This is a genomic window from Rhodococcus sp. 3258, from assembly GCF_031456475.1.
In the GTDB taxonomy this organism is placed as follows: domain Bacteria; phylum Actinomycetota; class Actinomycetes; order Mycobacteriales; family Mycobacteriaceae; genus Rhodococcoides; species Rhodococcoides fascians.
Map to the genome: position 1 here is coordinate 43,033 of NZ_JAVDUT010000012.1, position 22,348 is coordinate 65,380.

Annotated in this window: 20 protein-coding genes; 12 read left to right on the forward strand and 8 right to left on the reverse strand. The window is 63.6% G+C overall.

The genetic code is table 11. From position 1 onward, the window contains the following. Positions 1–2: 2 nt before the first annotated feature. From J2X62_RS23970 to J2X62_RS23990, 5 genes are all read left to right on the forward strand, one after another. A complete protein-coding gene (locus tag J2X62_RS23970; RefSeq protein ID WP_027497844.1) occupies positions 3–923 on the forward strand; it encodes an ABC transporter permease in 921 nt (306 codons plus the stop codon). Further along, on the forward strand, positions 916–2,817 hold the full coding sequence (locus J2X62_RS23975) for an ABC transporter ATP-binding protein (protein WP_310183898.1): 1,902 nt from the start codon (positions 916–918) through the stop codon (positions 2,815–2,817). The genes J2X62_RS23970 and J2X62_RS23975 overlap by 8 nt, the downstream gene beginning before the upstream one ends. Positions 2,818–2,854: 37 nt before the next feature. Next, the gene (locus J2X62_RS23980) at positions 2,855–4,543 is read left to right on the forward strand and encodes an ABC transporter family substrate-binding protein (protein ID WP_310183901.1); all 1,689 of its coding nucleotides are present in this window, start codon (positions 2,855–2,857) and stop codon (positions 4,541–4,543) included. A 209-nt stretch (positions 4,544–4,752) separates the two neighbouring features. After that, complete coding sequence (locus J2X62_RS23985; protein ID WP_310183904.1) at positions 4,753–5,193, forward strand: hypothetical protein; 441 nt, start codon at positions 4,753–4,755, stop codon at positions 5,191–5,193. A gap of 89 nt (positions 5,194–5,282) precedes the next feature. Then, a complete protein-coding gene (locus J2X62_RS23990; RefSeq protein WP_310183906.1) occupies positions 5,283–6,647 on the forward strand; it encodes an acetamidase/formamidase family protein in 1,365 nt (454 codons plus the stop codon). Positions 6,648–6,722: 75 nt separating this feature from the next. On the opposite strand, the gene J2X62_RS23995 is transcribed toward J2X62_RS23990, so the two are convergent. After that, entirely contained in the window at positions 6,723–7,340 is a 618-nt protein-coding gene (locus J2X62_RS23995; RefSeq protein WP_179274414.1) for a TetR/AcrR family transcriptional regulator, read from the reverse strand. An 85-nt stretch (positions 7,341–7,425) separates the two neighbouring features. Here J2X62_RS23995 and J2X62_RS24000 point away from each other — a divergent pair, with 85 nt between their 5' ends. Continuing rightward, a complete protein-coding gene (locus J2X62_RS24000) occupies positions 7,426–8,778 on the forward strand; it encodes a cytochrome P450 (RefSeq protein ID WP_310183908.1) in 1,353 nt (450 codons plus the stop codon). 3 nt (positions 8,779–8,781) lie between these two features. Here J2X62_RS24000 and J2X62_RS24005 read toward each other — a convergent pair whose 3' ends face one another. Both J2X62_RS24005 and J2X62_RS24010 read right to left on the reverse strand, forming a co-directional pair. Further along, positions 8,782–9,645, reverse strand: coding sequence for an alpha/beta fold hydrolase (locus J2X62_RS24005; protein WP_156158489.1), 864 nt, complete (start codon positions 9,643–9,645; stop codon positions 8,782–8,784). Positions 9,646–9,781: 136 nt separating this feature from the next. After that, entirely contained in the window at positions 9,782–11,158 is a 1,377-nt protein-coding gene (locus tag J2X62_RS24010; protein ID WP_204847974.1) for an NAD-dependent succinate-semialdehyde dehydrogenase, read from the reverse strand. Between the two features lie 240 nt (positions 11,159–11,398). On the opposite strand from J2X62_RS24010, the gene J2X62_RS24015 reads away from it, so the two are divergent. Further along, positions 11,399–13,636, forward strand: coding sequence for an NADP-dependent isocitrate dehydrogenase (locus J2X62_RS24015; protein WP_048320079.1), 2,238 nt, complete (start codon positions 11,399–11,401; stop codon positions 13,634–13,636). Positions 13,637–13,837: 201 nt separating this feature from the next. Here J2X62_RS24015 and J2X62_RS24020 read toward each other — a convergent pair whose 3' ends face one another. Continuing rightward, a complete protein-coding gene (locus tag J2X62_RS24020; RefSeq protein ID WP_310183911.1) occupies positions 13,838–14,674 on the reverse strand; it encodes an adenylate/guanylate cyclase domain-containing protein in 837 nt (278 codons plus the stop codon). Continuing rightward, positions 14,671–15,651 (reverse strand): helix-turn-helix domain-containing protein, encoded by a 981-nt coding sequence (locus J2X62_RS24025; protein ID WP_310183969.1) that lies wholly within the window; start codon positions 15,649–15,651, stop codon positions 14,671–14,673. The genes J2X62_RS24020 and J2X62_RS24025 overlap by 4 nt, the downstream gene beginning before the upstream one ends. Before the next feature lie 122 nt (positions 15,652–15,773). Here J2X62_RS24025 and J2X62_RS24030 point away from each other — a divergent pair, with 122 nt between their 5' ends. Genes J2X62_RS24030 through J2X62_RS24045 form a run of 4 tightly spaced genes read left to right on the forward strand, consistent with a single transcriptional unit; the run spans position 15,774 to position 18,510 of the window. Then, positions 15,774–16,406 carry an isochorismatase family protein gene (locus J2X62_RS24030; protein ID WP_310183914.1) on the forward strand — a complete coding sequence of 211 codons (633 nt, stop codon included), beginning with the start codon at positions 15,774–15,776 and terminating at the stop codon, positions 16,404–16,406. Positions 16,407–16,427: 21 nt separating this feature from the next. Next, positions 16,428–16,847, forward strand: a complete 420-nt coding sequence (locus tag J2X62_RS24035; RefSeq protein ID WP_310183917.1) for an EVE domain-containing protein — start codon at positions 16,428–16,430, stop codon at positions 16,845–16,847. Positions 16,848–16,859: 12 nt separating this feature from the next. Then, on the forward strand, positions 16,860–17,846 hold the full coding sequence (locus tag J2X62_RS24040) for an alpha/beta fold hydrolase (protein WP_310183919.1): 987 nt from the start codon (positions 16,860–16,862) through the stop codon (positions 17,844–17,846). A 7-nt stretch (positions 17,847–17,853) separates the two neighbouring features. Next, positions 17,854–18,510 carry a nitroreductase family protein gene (locus J2X62_RS24045; RefSeq protein ID WP_310183922.1) on the forward strand — a complete coding sequence of 219 codons (657 nt, stop codon included), beginning with the start codon at positions 17,854–17,856 and terminating at the stop codon, positions 18,508–18,510. A gap of 9 nt (positions 18,511–18,519) precedes the next feature. On the opposite strand, the gene J2X62_RS24050 is transcribed toward J2X62_RS24045, so the two are convergent. Further along, on the reverse strand, positions 18,520–19,164 hold the full coding sequence (locus tag J2X62_RS24050) for a response regulator transcription factor (RefSeq protein WP_310183923.1): 645 nt from the start codon (positions 19,162–19,164) through the stop codon (positions 18,520–18,522). Then, positions 19,155–20,423: a histidine kinase gene (locus J2X62_RS24055; protein WP_310183926.1), complete on the reverse strand. Its 1,269-nt coding sequence runs from the start codon at positions 20,421–20,423 to the stop codon at positions 19,155–19,157. The genes J2X62_RS24050 and J2X62_RS24055 overlap by 10 nt, the downstream gene beginning before the upstream one ends. 122 nt (positions 20,424–20,545) lie before the next feature. On the opposite strand from J2X62_RS24055, the gene J2X62_RS24060 reads away from it, so the two are divergent. Continuing rightward, positions 20,546–21,202 (forward strand): DedA family protein, encoded by a 657-nt coding sequence (locus J2X62_RS24060; RefSeq protein ID WP_222068401.1) that lies wholly within the window; start codon positions 20,546–20,548, stop codon positions 21,200–21,202. Between the two features lie 30 nt (positions 21,203–21,232). Here J2X62_RS24060 and J2X62_RS24065 read toward each other — a convergent pair whose 3' ends face one another. Then, positions 21,233–22,300 (reverse strand): ParB/Srx family N-terminal domain-containing protein, encoded by a 1,068-nt coding sequence (locus tag J2X62_RS24065; protein WP_310183930.1) that lies wholly within the window; start codon positions 22,298–22,300, stop codon positions 21,233–21,235. Positions 22,301–22,348: the final 48 nt, after the last annotated feature.

Here is a 22,348-nt window from a genome sequence, read left to right on the forward strand (position 1 = left end):
CGATGGCGACACCTGTGGTTCCCGAGATCGCTGCGGTCGAGGGCCCGATCGATTCGTCTGCCCCGATCACGCGTCGGCGGTTGGTGCTGCGCCGGTTCCTGCGTAACCGGCCGGCGCTGGTGGGCATCGTGGTCCTTCTCGCGATGTTCGTCGGCGCGTTCGTGCTCCCGCATTTCATCCCGTTCACCTACGAGGAACTCGACGCGTACGCGCTCAACTCGCCGCCGACCACACGACACTGGTTCGGCACCAATCAGATCGGCCAGGATGTTCTGGCTCAGACGCTGCGCGGTCTGCAGAAGTCGCTGATCATCGGCATGCTCGTCGCGCTCATTTCCACGGTGCTTGCCGGCGTCGTCGGCGCGGTGGCGGGGTACTTCGGCGGTTGGACCGACCGTGCGCTGATGTGGGTCGCCGATGTATTGCTCGTCGTACCCAGCTTCCTGGTGATCGCTATCTGCTCTCCGTTGTTCCGTGACAAGAGCTTCTTCATCCTGGTGCTGCTGCTCGCGGCCTTCGCGTGGATGATCACCTCACGCATCATTCGCGCGATGACGCGGTCCCTACGTGAACGCGAATTCATCCGCGCCGCAAAGTACATGGGCGCAACACCGAGCAGCGTGATCGGCAAGCACGTGCTGCCGTCGATGGCCTCCATCCTCATCGTCGACGTCACGCTCAATGTGGGTATCGCCATCATCGGGGAGGCATCGCTGAGCTACTTCGGCTTCGGTGTCCAGCGACCCGACGTCTCGCTCGGCACGCTGATCGCAGACGGTACGTCGTCCGCGTTGACGTATCCGTGGCTGTTCGCGTTCTGCTGTGGCGCACTGGTACTGATCGTGCTGGCGACGAATTTCGTCGGCGACGGCCTGCGCGACGCATTCGATCCGAATTCGACGAGGGGACAGGCACGTGGCTGAGACAGTGCCGGTGTTGAAGGTCAGCGGACTCGAGGTCAGCTTTCCCAGCGAGGAGGGGCGCGTCACCGCAGTGCGAGGCTTGGACTACCAGGTCGACAAGGGCGAGGTCATGGCCATCGTCGGCGAGTCCGGCTCGGGCAAGTCGGTGTCGTCCCTCGCGATCATGGGTTTGCTCCCGGAGTCCGCACGTGTCACCGGATCCATCGAGCTGAACGGGCGACAGTTGCTCGGCTTGTCCGACCGCGAGATGTCGCGTGAGCGTGGACGTTCGGTGGCGATGATCTCGCAGGATCCGCTGACGGCGTTGACGCCCATCTACCGCATCGGCGACCAGATTGCCGAAGCGATCTCCGTGCACAACCCGTCGCTGAGCAAGGCGAAGGTCCACGACCGCACCCTGGAACTGCTCGATCTGGTCGGCATCGCCGATCCGAGAACACGGGCAAAGTCCTACCCGCACGAGTTCTCCGGGGGGATGCGCCAACGCGTCGTCATCGCGATGGCTATCGCGAACGATCCCGATCTCATCATCGCCGACGAGCCGACCACGGCCCTCGACGTGACGATCCAAGCCCAGATCCTGGATCTGCTGCGCACGGCCCGCGACGTCACCGGCGCAGGCGTCGTATTCATCACCCACGACCTGGGAGTCGTTGCCGGCGTGGCCGATCGGGCCATGGTGATGTACGCCGGGCGCGCGGTCGAGACCGCACCGGTCGACGAGTTGTACGCACACCCGTCGATGCCCTACACCGTCGGCTTGCTCGGCTCCGTGCCTCGCCCGGATCGTCCCGCGCAGGAGCGACTGGTGCCCATCGAGGGCACGCCGCCCGCTCTGGTGAATCTCCCGACGGGCTGCCCGTTCGGGCCCCGGTGTCCGTTACACACGGAGGCCTGTAACGAGGGCGAACCGCCGTTGGTTCAGGTGGCACCGAATCACAGGGCGGCGTGCATCCGCGTCGACGCGGCGACGGCCGAGTCGGTGGAGGCCGAGTTCGAGGGTGCCCCACGGTCGGAGGCCCCCGCGGAGCTCGTGGTGACGGTGTCCAAGGACGCTCCGGTGCTGTCGGTGACCGACCTGCACAAAAGCTACCCGATGTTCAAGGGTTCCGTGCTGCGGCGTCGGGCTGGGGAAGTGCCTGCCGTGCAGGGCATCAGCTTCGATGTGCATGCGGGGTCCACGTTGGCGATCGTCGGTGAGTCCGGGTGCGGAAAGTCCACGACTCTCCTCGAGATCATGGAATTCGTGAAGCCTCAGCAGGGTTCGAGCAAGATCAACGGCGTCGAGCCCTACAGCCTGAGCCGCGCCGAGCAACGAAAGTTGCGCGCCCACATCCAAATCGTGTTCCAGGATCCGATGGGCTCGCTAGACCCGCGCATGCCGGTGGGGGAGATCATCGCCGAGCCGCTGAAGATCAACGGCGTCCCGGTCGACGAGCGAACCCGCCGAGTTCGAGAACTGATGGACACCGTCGGAATGCGTCCCGAGCTCGCGGATCGGTATCCCACCCAGTTCTCCGGCGGGCAGCGCCAACGAGTCGGCATTGCACGGGCTTTGGCGCTGAAGCCGTCGATCCTGGTGCTCGACGAGCCCGTGTCTGCTCTCGACGTGTCGATCCAGGCGGGTGTGCTCAACCTGCTGCAGGATCTGCAGGAGGAGCTCGGTCTGGCGTATCTGTTCGTCTCGCACGACCTTTCGGTGGTGCGTCACCTCGCCGACGAAGTAGCGGTGATGCGCAACGGAGTGTTCGTCGAGAAGGGTCCGACGGAGCAGATCTTCGACGCACCGAAGGACCCGTACACGCGGGCGCTGCTCAAAGCCATCCCCATTCCCGATCCCGTGCTCCAACGAGCCCGAATCGCCGAGGCCGCAGCACTGGCCGACGCCATCTGACCCTGCAGGTTACGTGCACACTGAGAAAGGTGAATTGATGAGAGCCAAGCTATTTCGGGCACTGGTCCCGATCGCGGTGGCCGTGACCACTGTGGGTCTGATGGCGGGGTGCAGCTCGGGTGACACCGGGCCGAACCCCGATGCGCCCGCGTCCTTCGAGAGCGGAGCGCAGATCAATCCGCATCCGATCAGCGATCTGCAGCAGGGCGGAAACATGAACTTCCCGCTCACGCAGGTGACAGCCAACTACAACTACTACCAAATCGACGGCACCACGGTCGATACCTCGCGGTTTTACGCCGCGCTGATGCCGAGGTCGTTCACCGCCGCAGCCGACGCAAGTCTGACGGTGGACACGGACTTCTTCACCGACGTCACCGAGTCGGAGGTCGACGGCAAGCAGGTCATCACGTACAACATCAATCCCAAGGCCAAGTGGAGCAGCGGGAGGCCGCTGGACTACACAGACCTCGTGGCGACGTGGACGTCGAACAGCGGTAAGGACCCGGCTTACGAGGCGTCATCCACGGCCGGGTACGACAAAGTGGAATCCGCGGTGCGCGGCGAGAACGACCAACAGGTGATTCTGACCTTCGCCGAGAAGTTCGCGGACTGGCCATCGCTGTTCTCCCCGCTGATGCCCGCCGAGTCGGTGAACAGCGTCGACGCATTCAACACCGGATCCGTGAGCACGATGCCTGCCACCGCAGGCCCGTTCCGTATCCGGAACATCGAGCCCGGTGGCAAGCGCATTGTCGCCGAGCGGAATCCCGATTGGTGGGGCGAAAACCCAGCGGTGCTCGACACCATCACGTTCCTGCCGCTCGATTCCACGGCCTCCGTCGGGGCGTTACAGAGCGGTGAGATCGACTACTACGAGCTGGGCAGCAGCGCTGACGCATTCAAGGTCGCCCGGGGTATCCCGAACATCGACCTGCGGCAGAGCCTGGGTCCGCAGTACCGCCACTTCGATTTCAACGGCGCGCCCGGACGCATCACGTCGGACAAGGCGGTACGGCTGGCTCTGATGAAGGCGATCGACCGCGATTACCTGGCTACCTCCCAGCTGGGCCAGATCACCTCCAACCCGACGGTGCTGAACAGTCACATTTACGTCGATGGCCAGAAGGGTTACCAGGCCAACAACGGAGACATCACGTTCGATCCCGAGAAGGCGAAGTCCGAGCTCGATGCCGCAGGCTGGACGATGAACGGAGACTTCCGGTCCAAGGACGGCCAACAGCTCGATCTGCACGACGTCATTCCGGCCGATACCCCGAATGCGACGCAGGAAGCGCAGATCATCCAGCAGAACCTCAAGGCTGTCGGTGCCAACCTCATCATCGATGCGGTGCCGTCGGACGACTTCTTCGAGAAGTACATCTTGGTCGGTGCTTTCGACGTCACCCACTTCACCTGGGAGGGAACGCCGTACACGTCCAGCGCTGACGGCATCTTCCGCCTGACGCCCGGCAGCACGCTGCAGAACTACGGCCAGGTCGGGTCCGAGGAGATCAACGGACTACTCGACAATGCTGCGGGCGAGCTCGACGACGAAGCACGTATCGCCGACTACAACGAGGCGGACAAGGCGATCTGGGCCGAGGGCCACAGCCTGACGATGTTCCAGCGCCCTTCGACGTACGCGACGAAGTCCAATCTCGCCAACTTCGGTGCTCCAGGATTCGGCGACATCGACATGTCGAAGGTCGGGTTCCTGAAATAGACAACGGGCTCGGATATCCGGTCGGTGTCGCGGCAATCACGCTGGTTGTCGCGGCATCGACCGCTGTCGTTACCCCGCTCGGCCTGGTGGTTGCGCTCGTCGTGCTTATCTGGACGGGTTGGTCGGTGGGCTCGGCCTTGTTGGCCGAACGATCCGCAGCACGCTCTGGGAACCGAATCGCCGTGCGTCGTGTTCGGTTTCAACACCGCATGCGCTCGCGTGGGTACCTGGAAGTCCACGAGAACGGCGGGCGGGCCTGGTACCCCGTCTACTTCCACACCGGTCTTCTCGGATTGGTCCCCGACGCCGAAGCGAAGGTCGGTAGGTCGTTTCTCGGACGCCGCGCTTTCGTTGTCGAACCGGGGACCGTTGCGTTGCCGTCGGGTCGGCGTCGATCGTCCATGCCTCCGGGAACACCTCTCGATGCCCCGCGCCTGAACGAGTCCGATCTCCGCATGCGCAGCGCCAGATTCGGTTCTGTGCGCCGCCGAATCATGCTCGACGCCCCCGCAGCGGTGGCCGGCCCGTTCATCGGGCTGCTGTGGCTGATCGTCGACGGTGGGGGCTTTGCTCAATTTCTGGCAGTGAGTCTGTTGGCAGCTGTCACCGCGATCTGGTGGTCGGCGATCGCCGGCAGCGACCCCAGTTGAGTCGCTGAGCAATTCGCGTGACGCGCGTTCGTAACTGCTGAGAAACACCCCTGATCTACGTTCGATATTCGGACAATTCAGGAGGCAGCATGGCGCAGTCGATGGCAGAGCACGCAGCGGAAACGATCAGCAAAGGAATCGGTCGACGCGGCTTCATTCGGGCGGTGGCAGCGATGAGCGCAGGGGCTGGTTTGGCAACTACAGCAGCGTGTTCGACGTCCTCGACCACTACCGCGGCAACAAGCTCATCGGCTCCGGTAGCGCCCGCGGGTGCCATTCTCAACCCAGGATCGGGCGACATCTCGGGAGACCACTACCTGAGCTCGGAGGTCGACAAGGTTCTGTGGGGCTACGTCCCGACGGTCGAATCGGAGTCGGTACTGCAGATGAAGTCCGGCGAGACTGTCACCATCGATGCGCTCAGCCACGAGGGCATTCTCGAGGACCAGGGCCGCGATCCCGTCGAATTCTTCGGCGGCAAAGGCGTTTCGGAGTCCGACGTCCTCCAGGACGCCATCGACATCGCCGGCGGATACGACAGGACGGTACGCAACTTCGACGTCGACGGACCGCACGTAGTAACCGGTCCGGTGTTCGTTGAGGGCGCGCAGCGCGGAGACGTTCTCAAGATCGAGACACTCGAGGCCGTTCCGCGGGTGCCGTACGGCGTGGTGTCGAGCAGACATGGCAAGGGCTCTCTGGCAGTTACGGCGTCCGGCGAGGCACCTGCGGGCATCGGCCTTGATGAAGTCATGCCGCCGATCGGAGGCGACGGCAGGAAATCGGGTGATCCGACGCAGTACGGCAATGTATCCACGTTCACGGCCGTCGAGGACGGGCAGGGCGTGATGCGGTACGGCGATGCGGCCGTGCGCTTTCCGTTGCGCCCGTTCATGGGCATGATGGGCGTGGCGTTCGCCAGCGACCCGGGTCTGACATCCCCGAATGCCAACTCGATTCCCCCGACGCTCGGCGGCGGCAACATCGACGTCGGTCTGCTCGGCGTCGGCTCGACGTTCTACCTTCCCGTGTTCGCGGAGGGCGCGCTGTTCTATGTCGGCGATCCACACATGGCGATGGGTGACGGTGAGGTGGCGCTGACTGCGATGGAGGGGTCTCTGCGCGGCACCTTCCGTCTCACCGTTTGCAAGGCGGGCAGTGGTGATGCGCCGTCCGTCGCGTACTCGTATCCCTTTGCCGAGAACGAGGACTCGTGGATTCCGATCGGCCTATCAGATCCGGACGGGGCCGTCGGCGGCCAGAGTTCGGACCTGAACGCAGCGATGCGTCGGGCTGTGGTCAATGCTCTCGACTTCTTGGAGACCGATCTCGGCATGGATCGAGCGACGGCGTATGCGTACCTCTCCGCTGCCGCGAACTTCACCGTCTCGCAGGTGGTCGACAAGACCGTCGGCGTGCACGGACAGATCTCGAAGGCGCACTTCGACCGGTAGTAGTGCGCCTGCGGCGCAGTGGTGCGGGTAAGTGCCTCTGCGGGCACATAATCACGCCACTGCGCGTAGCGCACCTCAGCGGTGCGCGGTTGCGATGAAGTGACGTGTTGCGGCGTCGACGATGTCTGCAGGTGCGATGTCGATTTCGTCGTTCAGCCAGGCGATCACGAGTTCGGCCAATCCGCCGATGAACAGCAGTCCGTTGATCTCCGACTGTGGTTGCGGCCAGGCCTTCTCGCCGTAGAGTTCGCGCGACTGTTCGGCCACCAGATGGGCGAAGCCGCGCAATGACTTTCGTCGGTATTCGCGGAGGGAGTCGACGGCCAGCGATTCGATCATCGCGACCCGGCCCTTGCGGCGGTCCTCGGTCAGGACGCCGACGAACGCGGTCACCGCGTTGTGTACCTTCTCGTCGACGGTCCGGGCGGGGGAGTGCAGTGCATCCAGCGCTGCGGTCCGTATCTCGGCGGACACCGATTCCACGACCTGCTCGAGCAAGTCGTCTCTGCTGGTGAAGTTTTGGTAGAAGTAGCGCTCGGTGAGCTTGGCGTGTGCGCAGATCGCGGTCATGGTCGCACCCTTCGCTCCGGCTGCCGCGAATACCTCGAGGCCGGCGTCGAGCAATCTCGCTCGGCGGTCGGCCGCGCGGTCGTCGGCGCTCATGCCGTTGTAGCGACGCGTCGTAGGGGGCATGGGTAGATCTTGACAGAGACCGTGACTGTGACGCAGACTACATCTCATCTGACATGACGCCATGTCAGATTGACGGAGGTCGACAATGGCACGTGCTCTGGCTGCTCCACCCGCAGATTCAGCTCTCCAACCGGTGTTCGGCGACGGCGGTCTTCCCGTCGTCGGGCACACGCTCGAGTACATTCGCGACCCCTTGAAGCTGCTCGGTAGTCGGTGGGACAAGTACGGCGAGGTCTCGTGGATGACGATGGCCGGGCAGAAGTGGATCACCGTTCTCGGTCCCGATGCGTGTCAGCAGGTGCTGCAGAACGCGGACAAGGCGTTCGCCAACGGTGACGGCTGGTCGCTGTTGATCGGGCCGTTCTTCCACGGCGGGCTGATGCTGCTCGACTCCGAGGAGCATCTACGTCATCGACGAATCATGCAGCAGGCCTTCACTCGGGACCGGCTGACCAAGTCCGTCGCAGCGTTGAATCCCGTCACGGCAACAGGATTGGACGCATGGCAGCCGGGCCGCGACTTCCAGGTCTACCCGGCGCTCAAAGCGCTGACGCTGGACGTCGCGACGAGCATCTTCATGGGCGGTGCCGAGGGAACGACGGACGCCGACATTGCGGAGCTCAATGCGAGTTTCATCGCCTGCGTGCAGGCTGCCACGTCGATCGTGCGCTACCGCGTTCCGGGCACGCGGTGGAAGCGGGGTCTGGACGGCCGAGCGGTGCTCGACCAGTTCTTCCGCCGCTACCTCCCGGCCCGTCGAGCCACCGAGACCGACGACCTCTTCTCGGTGTTGTGCCACATCGAGGGTGACGACGGAGAGCATTTCTCCGACGACGAAGTGATCGACCACATGATCTTTCTGCTCATGGCTGCGCACGACACGTCGACGATCACGCTGTCGACGATGATGCAGTACCTCGGCCAGCATCCGGAGTGGCAGGACACGTGCCGGGCCGAATGCGAGGCGCTGGGCACCGATGCTCCCTCGTTCGCGCAACTCGACGAGCTGACCAACGTCGATCTGGTGATGAAGGAGTGCTTGCGCCTGGTCTCGCCCACACCGGTAGTGGCCCGCCGCGCCGTGAAGGACACAGAGGTGCAAGGCAAGTTCGTCCCCGCGGGAACGTATGCCTCTGTCGCGCCGCACTTCACGCATCACATGGAGCAGTACTGGCCCAACCCCGAGCAATTCGATCCCGGACGGTTCGCCGCCGATCGCCGCGAGGACAAGGTGCACCGCTATGCGTGGGAGCCGTTCGGCGGCGGCGTCCACAAATGCATCGGCATGTTCTTCGCCGGCGCGGAGATCAAGACGATCATGCATCACTTGCTGCTGCGGTTCGACTGGACGGTCGACCCCTATTACGTTGCACCGCTGAACTTCACGTCGCTGCCCTTCCCCGAGGACGGGCAGCCTGTGCAGCTTCGACGGCGGTAAGTATTACCCGGCGCGCTCGGTGAGCCAGCCGATGATGTCGGCGGTGACCTCGTCGCGATTGGTCTCGTTCAGAATCTCGTGGCGCGCGCCGGGGTAGAGCGTGACGGTCACATCGCTCATGCCGGCCTCGCGGTAGCGGGACGCCAGTGTCTCGATCAACTGCCCACCGCCGGCGAGTGGGTCGTCCGTTCCCGACGTGATGAGCAGGGGGAGGTCCGAGCGGATCTGCTCCAGGTTGCGGGGATCGGCGAGCTTCTCGGCCTCACCGAACAGCGCGGGCACCGTCGACGCCGGAAGGTCGAAGCCGCACAGTGGATCTGCGACGTAGGCGTCCACCTCGGCCTCGTCGCGCGAGAGCCACTCGTATCCGGTGCGGTGCTCGAAGGCGGCGTTGAACACGCTCAGGTCGCCCGCTGGGGCGTCGGCCATTCCTGCGGCGAGTACGTCGAGTGTCGTCGAGCCCGACAGCACCACGCCCTCGTACAGATCCGATCGCTCGATCAGAACATGCTGGGTAGCAAAGGATCCCATGGAATGAGCGAACAAGAACAGAGGCAGGTCGGGGTACTCGGTCAGCAGTGATTCGCCCAGTTGCTCGATGTCTGCCCACAGGCCGGCGAATGCGGCGGCCCCGAAATCGCCGGGGGTGTCCACGATCGACTGGCCATGGCCGCGGTGGTCCGACGCGACGACGTGGAAGCCAGCGTCGTTCAGGGCGGCAGCGAAGCGTGCGTAACGACTGCCATGCTCGGCGAGCCCGTGTGCGATCTGTACGACACCGCGAGCAGGATCGGCGGACGTCGCCCAGGTATAGGTGCTGATCTCGAGGTCGTCCTGCTTGGATACGAACGACGAAGCGTTGGCCACGAAAATCTCCTCGGAGCGGTGATAAGGACGAGACTCGAACTTATCTCCTAGGCCTGCAGTATCGGGTCGAAATGCTCGACGAGGGAGAACGACAGAGCTCCCCAGGCAATTGCCCGGGGAGCTCTGTCAGCGGAGCCTATTTCGCGGAGACTCGGACGAGCTTCTTGTTCACGAATTCGTCCATGCCCCACGGTCCCAGCTCGCGGCCGACGCCGGAGCGCTTCACGCCGCCGAACGGCAGGCCGGGCAGTGTGGTGCCGTGTTCGTTGACGAAGGCCATGCCCACCTCGAGGCGTTCTGCTACGTCCCGGGCCTTGTCGAGGTCTGCGCTCCACACCGACCCGCTCAGTCCGTAGGGGGAGGAGTTCGCCAATTCGATTGCCTCGTCGGCGTTTTGGATCTTGTAGATGACGCCTGCGGGGCCGAACAGTTCCTCGGTGTAGGCCCGCATGTCCGGCGTCACATCCGTCAGTAGGGTCGGCTGCACGTACGCACCCGGTCCGTCGATCTTCTTCCCACCGGTGAGCAGTGTCGCGCCCTTGGACACCGCGTCGTCGATCTGCTCGATCAACGTGTCGGCAGCGGTCTGCGACGACAGGGGACCGAGGGTGGTGTTGGCATCCAATGGATCGCCGGTTTGCACAGCCTCGAAGGAGGTGACCAGTTTGGCGACGAATTCGTCGTAGACGTCCTCGGCGACGAGTATGCGCTTGGCGGCATTACAGGCCTGGCCTGCGTTGGACAGGCGCGCGCGGGTTGCGGATTCGACGGTGGCGTCCATGTCCGCGGAGTCGAGCAGGATGAACACATCCGAACCACCGAGCTCGAGCACGACCTTCTTGAGGTTGCGCCCGGCCGTCTCGGCTACGGACGTTCCGGCCCGCTCACTTCCGGTGAGCGAGACGCCCTGCACGCGGGCGTCGGCGATCATGTCGGCGATCTGCTCGTTGGTCGCGAAGATGTTGATGTACGCGTCTTCGGGCAACCCGGCCTGCCGGAAGATCTCTTCCATCAGCAATGCCGATTGCGGGCAGTTCGGTGCATGCTTGAGCAGAATCGTGTTGCCCACCATCAGGTTCGGGCCGGCAAATCGGGCTACCTGGTAGTACGGGAAGTTCCACGGCATGACGCCGACGAGCGCGCCCACGGGCTTGCGCTGCAGCACACTGATTTCCGCTCCGGGCACGTCGAGTGTCTCGTCCTCGAGCAAGCGTGGGCCGTTGTCGGCATAGTAACGGTAGATGTTCGAGGACAGTTCGACCTCGCCCTGAGACTCGGTCAGTGGCTTGCCCATCTCGAGCGAGATGGTGCGGGCCAGTTCGTCGGCGCGCTCGACATACAGGTCGGCGACCTTGTGCAGGATGTCTGCGCGATGCTCGGGTGAGGTCTTGCGCCACGTCTGGAAACCGGCGTGCGCATCCGCGAGGGCGCGCTCGATGCCGGCCGTGTCGAGAGTTTCGAATTCCTTGACGGTTGTGCCGTCGGCAGGATTGACAGTCTTGTAGGTCGTCATACTCGGTTCAACGGACGGCGAGGCCGATGTTGTTCCTAATCGGGCAAATCGGATGGCCCGACGGTGGTCAGGGGCGGGACCGAGCACGGTCTCGAAATCCATTGAGCGCCCTACTGGTCGGTAACTTGGATGCGCAGATGGAGTGATACCCCACTGCCCCCCACAGCGGCGAGAACGAAGATTAAAGTTGAGGACGAACGCATCCAAAAGACGACGTCGAAACTGAGGCAAAGGCGAAACATGACAGCGAAGAAGCCGACCATCATCTATACCCTGACCGATGAGGCGCCGATGCTGGCGACTCACGCGTTTCTGCCGGTCATACGTTCTTTCGCCAGCGCGGCCGGCATCGACGTCGAGTCCAGTGACATCTCGGTTGCGAACCGCATCCTCGCCGAGTTCCCCGATTACCTCAACGAAGACCAGCGAGTGACCGACAACCTCGCCGAGCTGGGCAAGCTGACGCAGCTGCCCGACACCAACATCATCAAGCTTCCCAACATCAGTGCCTCCGTTCCGCAGTTGCTGACCGCGATCAAGGAACTGCAGGACAAGGGCTACGCGATCCCCGACTTCCCCGGGAACCCGAAGACCGACGAAGAGCGCGAAATCCGCGACCGCTACACCAAGTGCCTCGGCAGTGCGGTCAACCCCGTTCTGCGCGAGGGCAATTCGGATCGCCGCGCACCCAAGGCCGTCAAGGAATTCGCGCGCAAGCACCCGCACAGCATGGGTGAATGGTCGCCGGCGTCGCGCACCCACGTCGCGCACATGCGCCACGGCGACTTCTACCACGGCGAGAAGTCGATGACCGTCGAGGGCGACCGCGAGGTCAAGATGGAGCTGCTGACCGAGGGCGGCGAGACCATCGTCCTCAAGGAGAAGGTGTCGCTCACCGACGGCGACGTCATCGACAGCATGTTCATGAGCAAGAAGGCGCTCATCGAGTTCTACGAGGAGCAGATGGAGGACGCCTACAAGACGGGCATCATGTTCTCCCTGCACGTCAAGGCCACGATGATGCGGGTCTCGCACCCCATCGTCTTCGGGCACGCCGTCAAGGTCTTCTACAAGGACGCGTTCGCCAAGCACGGCGACCTGTTCGAGGAGCTCGGCGTCAACGTCAACAACGGCCTCTCGGACCTCTACAGCAAGATCGAGGCACTCCCCAGCGCGCAGCGCGAGGAGATCATCGACGACCTGCACAAGTGCCACGAGACTCGTCCGGAGCTGGCGATGGTCGACTCCGCCCGCGGAATCTCGAACTTCCACTCGCCCAGCGACGTCATCGTCGACGCGTCGATGCCTGCGATGATCCGCAGCGGCGGCAAGATGTGGGGCGCGGACGGCCGGCCGAAGGACACCAAGGCCGTCAGCCCGGAGTCGACCTTCTTCCGTATCTACCAGGAAATGATCAACTTCTGTAAGACCAACGGCCAGTTCGACCCGACGACGATGGGCACCGTTCCCAACGTCGGCCTGATGGCGCAGAAGGCCGAGGAGTACGGCTCGCACGACAAGACGTTCGAGGTCCCTGCCGGTGGCGTCGCGAACATCACCGACCTGGCGACGGGCGAGGTTCTGCTGACGCAGGACGTCGAAGAGGGAGACATCTGGCGTCTGTGCATCGTCAAGGATGCGCCGATCCGCGACTGGGTTGCGTTGGCAGTGCGCCGCACCCGTGAGTCCGGGATGCCGGTCGTCTTCTGGCTCGATCCGTACCGCCCGCACGAGAACGAGCTGATCGGCAAGGTGCGCAAGTACCTGAAGGATCACGAGACCGAGGGCCTCGACATTCAGATCATGTCGCAGGTACGTGCGATCCGCTACACGATGGAACGTCTCATCCGCGGGCTCGACACCATCTCCGCGACCGGCAACATCCTGCGTGACTACCTCACCGACCTGTTCCCGATCCTCGAACTCGGCACCAGCGCGAAGATGCTCTCCATCGTTCCGCTGATGGCCGGCGGTGGACTGTACGAGACGGGCGCTGGCGGCTCGGCCCCCAAGCACGTCAAGCAGCTCATCGAGGAGAACCACCTCCGCTGGGATTCGCTGGGTGAATTCCTGGCTCTCGCGGTCAGCCTCGAGGACCTGGGAACCAAGACCGGTGACGTCAAAGCGACCATCCTCGCCAACGCACTCGACTCGGCCACCGGCAAGCTGCTCGAGAACAGCAAGGGCCCGTCGCGCTCGACCGGTGAACTCGACAACCGTGGCAGCCAGTTCTACCTCGCCCTCTACTGGGCACAGGAACTCGCCGAGCAGACCGAGGACACCGAGCTGGCCAAGCACTTCGCAGCTCTGGCAAAGACCCTCTCGGAGAACGAGGAGAAGATCGTCGGCGAGCTCAACGCGGTACAGGGCAACCCGGTCGACATCGGCGGCTACTACTACCCGGACCCCGAAGCCACCGCCGCAGTGATGCGTCCGTCCACGACGTTCAACGAGGCACTGGAGTCGGCGAAGCAGTAGTACTTCTGCCTGCTTCACCACCCCCCTTTCGGGATGAATGGCCCATTCACGCGCTCAGGCGTTGTGAATGGGCCATTCATTCGTTCGGGGGCAACAACTTTCGGACTTAGCAGCAGCCGCCAGCCGTCCGGGGTCCACAGTTCGCCCCCCCGGTTGGGATCAATGCGACATTCACGCGTTCAGACGTTGTGAATGGGACATTCATGCGCTCGCGTGGCCGGTCTCCGCACTCGGAAGTGCCGGCAGCGCCACCGGATACAACTGAAAGCTTCCGCTCATTCCCTTGAGTTCGACGTCGCGGGGCGTCCCCAGAGTCAGGCCGTCCGCCCTGGCGATGGCGTCACGCACCGGCTCGCTGACAAGGATTTCACCGCCCTCGGCCTGCCCCGCGACCCGTGCCGCCATGGCCACGTTGAGTCCGAACAAGTCGTCGCCCCTACGCACCGAGCTGCCGACGTGGATGCCCATGCGGACGCGGATGTGATCCCATCTATCCGGGTTTTCCAAAAGGGCTTCTTGGACTTCCACTCCGCAGCGCACGGCCTCGGTCGGGTCGGAGAAAGCGAGCATGTAGCCGTCGCCCTGACTTTTCACCACATGTCCGCCGTGATCCGCGACGTGCTTGCAGATCAGTTTGTTGTGCTTTTCGAGCAGCTTCACCCAGCCGCGATCGCCCAGTTCCTCGTTGCGTGCGGTGGATCCCTCGATGTCGGAGAACATCACGACGATGTCGCCGTCGGCGGTCATGCGCGCCAGATCGGGGCGTTCCACCTTGGCCCAGCCCGCGAGGTCTTCTACGGAGTTTCGGACGGTAGCGCCGAATCCCTTGTTGATGAGTAGGTCCGTGGTGTGGAAGGCGGTTCTGATCGCGAAGGGCACCAGGCCGCGTCGCTTACGGCGTTGCTGCGATTCGAGAGCGCGGTCGAGTGCCCGACGCGTGTGCTTCAACTTTCGTCGAGACACGATGAGAACCACACCGAGCGCGATGATGGCGGCGAGCTCGACTCCGGCAACTATCCACAGGATCACGTTGCTCATCCTCGCCTGTCGGCGGTGTCCGTGGTTGCACAACCGACCGCGAACTGCTTCCGGTAGGCCGTCGGCGTGACGGCGAACGCCGAGTGGAAGTTCTGACGCAGGGTGACGGCGCTGCCGAATCCACACGAGGCAGCGATCCTCTCGATGCTGTGGCCGGTGGTTTCGAGTTGGCTGCGGGCGGCGTCGAGCCGCTGGTCGAGTACCCAGCGCGCGGGCGTGGTGCCCGTCGCATACTGAAATTGCCGGATGAAGCTGCGCCGGCTCATGCGTGCCCGCTCGGCAAGGCGCTCGATCGGTAGGGGCTCGGCCAGTCGCTCCAGCGCCCAGCTCTGGACGTCGGCGATCGCGGAGTCCTCGGATGCCTCGATCACCGGCCGTTCGATGTATTGCGCCTGACCGCCGTCGCGATGGGGTGCGACCACCAGACTGCGCGCGACCCGCGTTGCCGCTGCCGCGCCGAGGTGTTTGCGGACGATGTGCAGGCAGGAATCTATCGACGATGCCGTGCCCGCGGAGGTCATGACGTCGCAGTGGTCGATGTAGAGCACGGACTCGTCGAGGCCGAGTTGCGAATTGCGGTCGCGCAGTTCGGTCATCTTGGACCAATGGGTGACGGCAGGGCGTCCGGCGAGCAGTCCGGTGTCGGCGACGGCGAACGACCCCAGACACAGTCCTGCGATCTGAGCTCCCCGTCGGTGGGCACCTCGAAGAGCGGTGGACAGGTGAGTGCCAATGTGTGGCAACGACTCCGGCCACGACGTCACGATCACGATGTCGGCCCAATCGGCGATCTCAGGGCCTTCGATCTCGCCGACGGGGAAGCCCTCCTCGGTGCGGATCGACCCTGGCTCGTCGGACCACACCCGCGTCTCCCAGTCGGGGGCCAGCCCGAGGCGCGTCACCTCGCCGAACACCATCAACGGCGCGGCGAGGTGGAACATGGTGATGCCGTCGAACACGTACAGCGCAATGCGCATGAATCTCCGATCGACGAATTGGCGCAATTTCATCGAAAGTATGCATCCGTGCCACTCGTCAACGCAAGGTCGGTGCCGAAGTGTGGGTATCGACCGAATACGCCACCTGAAGGAGAACGTTCATGACTGCACCGCGTAGAGCCCTCATCGTCATCGATGTACAGCAGGAGTACTTCGAGGGAGTGCTGAAGATCCAGTACCCGCCTCGCGACGAGTCGTTGGCCAACATCGTTCGTACCATCGAAGCGGCTGTGGCGCAGGATGTTCCGGTGGCCATCGTGCAGCACGAGATGCCCGAAGGCTCGCCTGCTTTCGTCAAGGGAACCCCGACGTACGAGCTTCATCCCGACATTCAGGCCGTCGTGCAGCCGTCCTTCGAGCGAGTCGAGAAGCAGTACAGCAGCATCTTCGCCGGAACCGACGTCGCGAAGTGGTTGCAGCGCAACAACGTCGCCACCGTCACGATCGTCGGATACATGACCAACAACTGCGATCTCGCCACCAGCGCCGACGCCGAAGCACTGGACCTGACCGTCGAGATCCTGTCCGACGCCACTGGCGCGATCAACCTTTCGAACGAGGCGGGGACAGTCTCAGCCGAACAACTCCACAAGGCGCTGATGGTGCTTTACCAGTCCAATTTCGCGGCTGTGGCAACGACCGTCCAGTGGATCGACGCGGTCAAGAACGGAAACGGGCTCACAGCGAGTAATCTGGTGGTCTCGGCTGCGCAGGGCAACGACGCGGTGGCGTAGTTCGTCATTAGGATCGCAAGTGTGACGGCACAGGCGATAACGGACCAGACGCTCGGCGCATGGGTGATCAAGTGCAATCCGCACAAGACCGACCTCGCGCCGATGGTCGAAGCCAGACGTGCGCAGGAGAATTGGTGTGTCGCGAACAACTATCGAACTCGTCTGATGGCACCTGGGCAGCCGGTGTTGTTCTGGGTCAGCAGCCACCCGCGACGCGGGATCTGGGGTGCGGGTCGGTTGACCGGCACCCCGGTCCCCGGCCCCCAGTGGAAGGTCTCGACGAACATCACTCTGTTCGATGAGCCGATCCTCGCGTCGGATCTGCAGGCCGTTGCGGAACTGTCGATGCTCGAGGTGTTCCGGTCGCCGCAGCAGTCCAATCCCTCATGGGTCGACGCGTCCGCATGGGCAGTGATCCGACAGATGCTGCCTCTCGAATGATGTGATGTCGCTATGACACCGGAGGACGAACCGACACTGCACGGAATGCTCGATGTCGGGGACGGTCAATGCATCTACTGGGAGCAATGGGGTCCGTCCGACGGCGTCCCGGCGGTCTACTTGCACGGCGGACCGGGCGGGACCCTGAATGCCAGTCAGTTTCGTCGTCACTTCGACCTGTCCCGTGTTCGCGCTATCGGATTCGAGCAGCGCGGGTGCGGCCGGTCTACCCCGCACGCGTCCGATCCCTCGACGTCGTTGGCTACCAACACCACTGCGCATCTGATTGCCGATATCGAAGCGCTGCGTGTGCACCTCGGCGTCGAGGCGTGGATCGTCAACGGCGCGTCCTGGGGATCCACTCTTGCTCTTGCCTATGCTCTCGCGCATTCGACAAGGGTTCTCGGCATGGTGCTCGTTGCTGTCACGACGACAGGTAGGGCTGAGGTCGACTGGATTACGGAGGGGGTCGTCGCGGTCTTCCCGGAGGCGTGGGATCGTTTCGCCACATTTGCCGAGCAGGCCGGAGTCGGCTATCGACGCGGTGAGGGCCGAATCGTCGACGCGTACAACCGCCTGTTCAATTCGAACGATCTGACGTTGCGCGACAATGCATCCCGAGAATGGGCGCTGTGGGAGGACGTCCACATATCGATCGGCACCGATGGCGTTCGGCGCAATCCGCGATGGGACGACGACCGGTTCCGACTCGGCTTCGTGCGGTTGACCGCGCACTACTGGTCGCACGACGGCTTCTGCGATCCACCCTTGCTCGATCGCGCCGACGGTCTGCGAGACATTCTGGGCGTCCTGATCCACGGCCGAAAGGACGTTTCCGGACCGGCTGTCACGCCGTGGCATCTACACCGACGTTGGCCCGGTTCGACACTCGTCATCGATGAGGGTGACGGCCATGGGGGACTGTCCATGGCGGCGCGATGGGACGCTGCGAACGAGGAATTGACCAACCGGGCCCTGCAGAGGCCGAATGGTGCATGATCGAAGGGTGACTTCTTTCCCGATCGTTGATCTGACTCCCGACGAGCTGCTGACTACGACGCGTACGGTCCGCAAGCGCCTGGACCTGACGCGGCCGGTGCCAATGGAGCTGATCAAGGAATGTCTCGAGATCGCGCTGCAGGCCCCGTCCGGCTCGAACAAGCAGGGGTGGCAGTGGATCGTCGTCACCGATCCTGATCTTCGTGCCCGCATCGGTGCGATCTACGGCGAACTGTTCGCCGAGTACCAGGCATCGAAGCAATCCGCTTCGGCCTTGTTCGCGGACAATCCCGAACGCGCATCGGTTCAGAAGCGCGTCGGCGACAGTGCCGGTTGGCTCGGCGAGCACATGGGTGAAGTTCCCGCGCTGCTGATTCCGTGCATCAAGGCAGGGAAGACGCTTCCAGCCGGCAATCAGGCCGGTTTATGGGGCTCGTTGTTGCCTGCGGTGTGGAACTACGCGCTGGCTGCTCGGGCGCGTGGACTCGGAACAGCGTGGACGACAATCCATCTCGCGAAGGAAGCCGAGATTTCCGAACTGCTCGGCATTCCCGAAGGCTTCCATCAAGGCGCACTGATTCCGACTGCCTACTACACGGGGGAGACCTTCAAGGTCGCGCCCAGGGATCCGATCGAGACAGTGCTGCACGTCGATCGCTGGTAGTCGGCCCGGCTAGGTGCGCAGGTAGGCCACCACCGCCATCACGCGTCGGCTCATACCGGTCGAGTTCGCCAATCCGAGTTTGTCGAACACGGCGTTGATGTGTTTCTCGACCGAACTCACCGAAATGAACAGATCAGCGGCGATTCTGGCGTTCGTGAGACCTTGCGCCATCAGCTCGAGCACATCGCGCTCGCGCGGCGTCAGTCGTTCGAGGGGATTGGATCGGGTGGTGCGAGACAACAGCTGGCGCACCACCTCCGGGTCGAAGGCAGTCCCGCCGCCGGCAACTCTGTCGAGGGCGTCCAGGAACTCGTCGACCTGCGCGACTCGGTCCTTCAGCAGGTACCCGACCTTGCCTCCCGGCCCACTGATCAGCTCTGCCGCGTAGCGGTTTTCGACGTACTGGGAGAGCACGAGCACTGCCACCTCCGGCCATCGACTGCGAATGGTCAATGCCGCCCGCAGCCCCTCGTCGCTGTGGCCTGGAGGCATCCGAACATCGGTGACGACGATGTCGGGCTGAGCCAGTTCCACGGCAGCCAGGAGCGCGTCGGCGTCGCCCACGGACGCGACCACGTCATGGCCTTCGTCGACGAGCAGACGGACCAGGCCCTCACGCAGCAACGTCGAGTCCTCCGCGACGATCACGCGCATGGGATGCTCGCAGTCACAACGGTCGGGCCGCCGACCGGGCTGTCCACGGTGAGGGTGCCATCCATGGCAGCGACGCGGCGGGCCAGTCCGGACAATCCGGTGCCGGACGGATCGGCACCACCGGACCCGTCGTCGGTGATGGTTGCCAGTATGCGATCGAACTTCTGCCGAGTGACCTCGACCTCCAACGATCTCGGGGAGGCATGCTTGGCTGCGTTGGTCACCGCCTCCGAGATGACGAAGTAGACGGCTGTTTCCACAGCGGGGCGCAACCTCTCTGTCAGTTCGTACGAGAGTCGAACGGGCACACCGGACCGCTCGGCCAGCGCCTCGAGAGCTGGGCGCAGGCCGTCCTTGTCGAGTGCGATCGGATACACCCGGTTGGCAACCTCGCGCAGCTCGTCCATCGCTCCCTGCGAGGCGACCTGGGCTTGGCGGAGGAGTTCGTGCACCTTGTCGGGATCTTCAGCGCGGCGAGCCCGGCCGACGAGCATTCCCAGAGCAACCAGGTGCTGTTGCACGCCGTCGTGCAGGTCACGCTCGATGCGTCGGCGTTCGTCGTCGATAGCGTCCACGACATGATCGCGGGTGCTCGTCAGCTCGGCAACCCGTTGGTGCAGCAACCGATCCGACTGCCGGCCGAGTACCTGGATGGCGAACCAACGATCGAGAGATCCCACCCCTGCCACTCCGACTGCCGCGACGAAAATCAGGAGGATTCCGGGTAGTGCGGCCATAGCAACGAGTCCGCCGTCGACGCGGTTCGAGTCCTCGATCAAGCCCCAGTCGCCGCTGAGAGTCCATGCCGAGACCATCGATGCGGCGACGACGAGACACAGCGTCAGGAGGAGAACCACGCCGAGCCCGAGCAGCCCGATAGGCCAACGAATTCCGAGATACCAGCGGCAGCGACGAGGGGCCGCCGCATCCGTGGAGAACGCGCCGTGAAAGCGTGTGATCCGCCGGATCTCGAAGTCGGACAAGATCAATGCGGTCTCATCTACGGCCGTCCGTATTGGTTCTCCCCACCGGCCGAGGAGACGCACCAGTGCTAGGGCGAGTAAAGCCGCCACGGAGAACAACAGAGCCGCGATCGCGGTGAAGATTCCGAGCAGAACTCCGGAAAGTGCCGTGAACCAGCGCCGTAGAAGTGAGCCGATCGACGCGCGATCAGCCTGCTCGGGTGAGTAGACGTCACGGTTGGCCAGCACACGAGCAGCGTATCCGAGCAGGTGGCCGCTGATACTGCGGTAAACCACACACTTCCATGCAGATAGCCCCGCGGCAGGCGACGGTCTTCCTCGATGTCCCGCATCCACATAGTTCGTAGCGTTTTCCGTGTCCTTCACGACCGGAAACATAGACGAACAAAGGAATTGCCATGTCCAACATATCGATTGCTACAGCAGCAGAAACCCGCACTCTCGACGGACTGGCCGGGTGGGCGGTCGGCGTCATGGATGCCCTTGGCGGCCCCGGCGCAGCGGTCGTCGTCGGTGCAGACAATCTGTTCCCGCCGATCCCGAGCGAACTCGTTCTCCCACTTGCCGGGTTCTCGGCCAGTCAGGGAGCGTTCTCTTTCGGTGCTGCGCTCTTCTGGACGACGCTCGGCTCGGTACTGGGCGCGGTCATCGTCTACGCGGTGGGTGCGCTCATCGGACGCGAGCGCACACGAGCATTGGTAGCGCGAATTCCCCTGATCAAGGCCAGCGACTTCGACCGCTCGGAGGCATGGTTCGCCAAGCACGGCTCGAAGGCAGTTCTGCTCGGCCGCATGATCCCGCTGTTTCGTAGCTTCATCTCCCTGCCGGCCGGGATCGCGCGGATGGGAATGGCGAAGTTCCTTCTACTCACGACCATTGGGAGTCTCATCTGGAACACCATTTTCGTCACCGCGGGATATCAGCTGGGCGAGAACTGGCACCTGGTCGACGCGTATGCCGAAATCCTGCAGAAGATCGTCGTCATGACGGTCGCCATGGCCTTCGTCGTCTTCGTGGCCCTGCGGTTGCGGTCTCGCCGCCAGGCCGGTCTGTGACAACACCGGCCCCGGCGACCTGACATGCACTTATCGGGGCAGTCCTGACTTGTACTGCAAGGCGTACGCCAGTTTGCCGGGCTTGTCGTTCGCGTACGGTGCGGAGAGTTTCCCGAACTCGCCCTTACCCGCAGCCTTGCCGTCGTTCCAGGAAGCCAGTGCGCCGAGTTCCGCTGCGGTGCGGCCACTGTCGATCACCGCGTCTTTCGGGGCCGCCACCTGAGCGCGCGAGACCGACTCGACGGTGCTCAGGTAGCTCGCCAGGTTGTTGCTGTCCCAGCCGCTGATGTCGACTTCCGCCGAGTCGCGAACCCATGCGCCCCAATAGAACTCCTGGAACGGGATCGTGCCGGGTGTGAAGCCGATGTCGCGCGCGAAGTACATCAGGCTGCGGTACTTGTCGTTCTGGAACTTGGCGAGGCCGACTCCCGACGGAAGCTGCTCCACCGGAACCTCGTTGCCGTCGACGTCGTAGTTCCACACCCACTTCTCGGCTTTCATTCGCGCCCAGAAATCAGTTGGGCTCAGGTCACTGAGATTCGCGACCACCCGCAGACGAAGGTGCAGATTCGGCCCACCGTCGGCTGTTTCGTAAAACGAGGTCAGCGTGTGGTGTCCGTCGGTCAGGTATGGCACGCCGCCCGGCCCGATGACAACCGTCTTCATGGGCGCGATCGTGTCGGGCGTTTCCTGGCCGACGGGCACTGTGCAGGTGAACGACGACGGATTGTCAAGTCGCGCATCGGGCAATGCGGAGGCGGCCTCTTCCTGCCCGTTGGCCTCGCACCAGTCGTCGAACTTCTTGTTGATCTCGTCCTTGCCGAGTGTGTACCGACCGAGCTTGTAGTACACCTCGTCGTATCCGAGCGACGGTTGCGTCGCGCGCACATCACCGATCGGCAGATCGAGAAGCTCACCGGCTTCGGCACATTGGTAGCCGAGGCCAAAGGACGATCCACTGGGGAGCAGGTCCGCAACCTGACACAGCGGCGACGCCGTCCGAGCCGGTGCAGCAGTCGCAACGCCGCCCATCGACGTGGACACGATCGATATCAAAGCGAGCGTGCCCAGTAGAGCAGGTCTGCGACGCGATGCCATTCGTGAAACTCCCAGAGTTCGGAAAATGAAGTTTTCCGAGACTGTCGC

Excerpts from the sequence above, each read along its gene's own strand:
- J2X62_RS23970 (WP_027497844.1), top strand. The coding sequence starts at position 3 with ATGGCGACACCTGTGGTTCCCGAGATCGCTGCGGTCGAGGGCCCGATC.
- J2X62_RS23980 (WP_310183901.1), top strand. The coding sequence starts at position 2,855 with ATGAGAGCCAAGCTATTTCGGGCACTGGTCCCGATCGCGGTGGCCGTG.
- J2X62_RS23985 (WP_310183904.1), top strand. The coding sequence starts at position 4,753 with ATGCGCTCGCGTGGGTACCTGGAAGTCCACGAGAACGGCGGGCGGGCC.
- J2X62_RS23990 (WP_310183906.1), top strand. The coding sequence starts at position 5,283 with ATGGCGCAGTCGATGGCAGAGCACGCAGCGGAAACGATCAGCAAAGGA.
- J2X62_RS23995 (WP_179274414.1), bottom strand. The coding sequence starts at position 7,340 with ATGCCCCCTACGACGCGTCGCTACAACGGCATGAGCGCCGACGACCGC.
- J2X62_RS24000 (WP_310183908.1), top strand. The coding sequence starts at position 7,426 with ATGGCACGTGCTCTGGCTGCTCCACCCGCAGATTCAGCTCTCCAACCG.
- J2X62_RS24010 (WP_204847974.1), bottom strand. The coding sequence starts at position 11,158 with ATGACGACCTACAAGACTGTCAATCCTGCCGACGGCACAACCGTCAAG.
- J2X62_RS24015 (WP_048320079.1), top strand. The coding sequence starts at position 11,399 with ATGACAGCGAAGAAGCCGACCATCATCTATACCCTGACCGATGAGGCG.
- J2X62_RS24020 (WP_310183911.1), bottom strand. The coding sequence starts at position 14,674 with ATGAGCAACGTGATCCTGTGGATAGTTGCCGGAGTCGAGCTCGCCGCC.
- J2X62_RS24025 (WP_310183969.1), bottom strand. The coding sequence starts at position 15,651 with ATGCGCATTGCGCTGTACGTGTTCGACGGCATCACCATGTTCCACCTC.
- J2X62_RS24030 (WP_310183914.1), top strand. The coding sequence starts at position 15,774 with ATGACTGCACCGCGTAGAGCCCTCATCGTCATCGATGTACAGCAGGAG.
- J2X62_RS24040 (WP_310183919.1), top strand. The coding sequence starts at position 16,860 with ATGACACCGGAGGACGAACCGACACTGCACGGAATGCTCGATGTCGGG.
- J2X62_RS24050 (WP_310183923.1), bottom strand. The coding sequence starts at position 19,164 with ATGCGCGTGATCGTCGCGGAGGACTCGACGTTGCTGCGTGAGGGCCTG.
- J2X62_RS24060 (WP_222068401.1), top strand. The coding sequence starts at position 20,546 with ATGTCCAACATATCGATTGCTACAGCAGCAGAAACCCGCACTCTCGAC.
- J2X62_RS24065 (WP_310183930.1), bottom strand. The coding sequence starts at position 22,300 with ATGGCATCGCGTCGCAGACCTGCTCTACTGGGCACGCTCGCTTTGATA.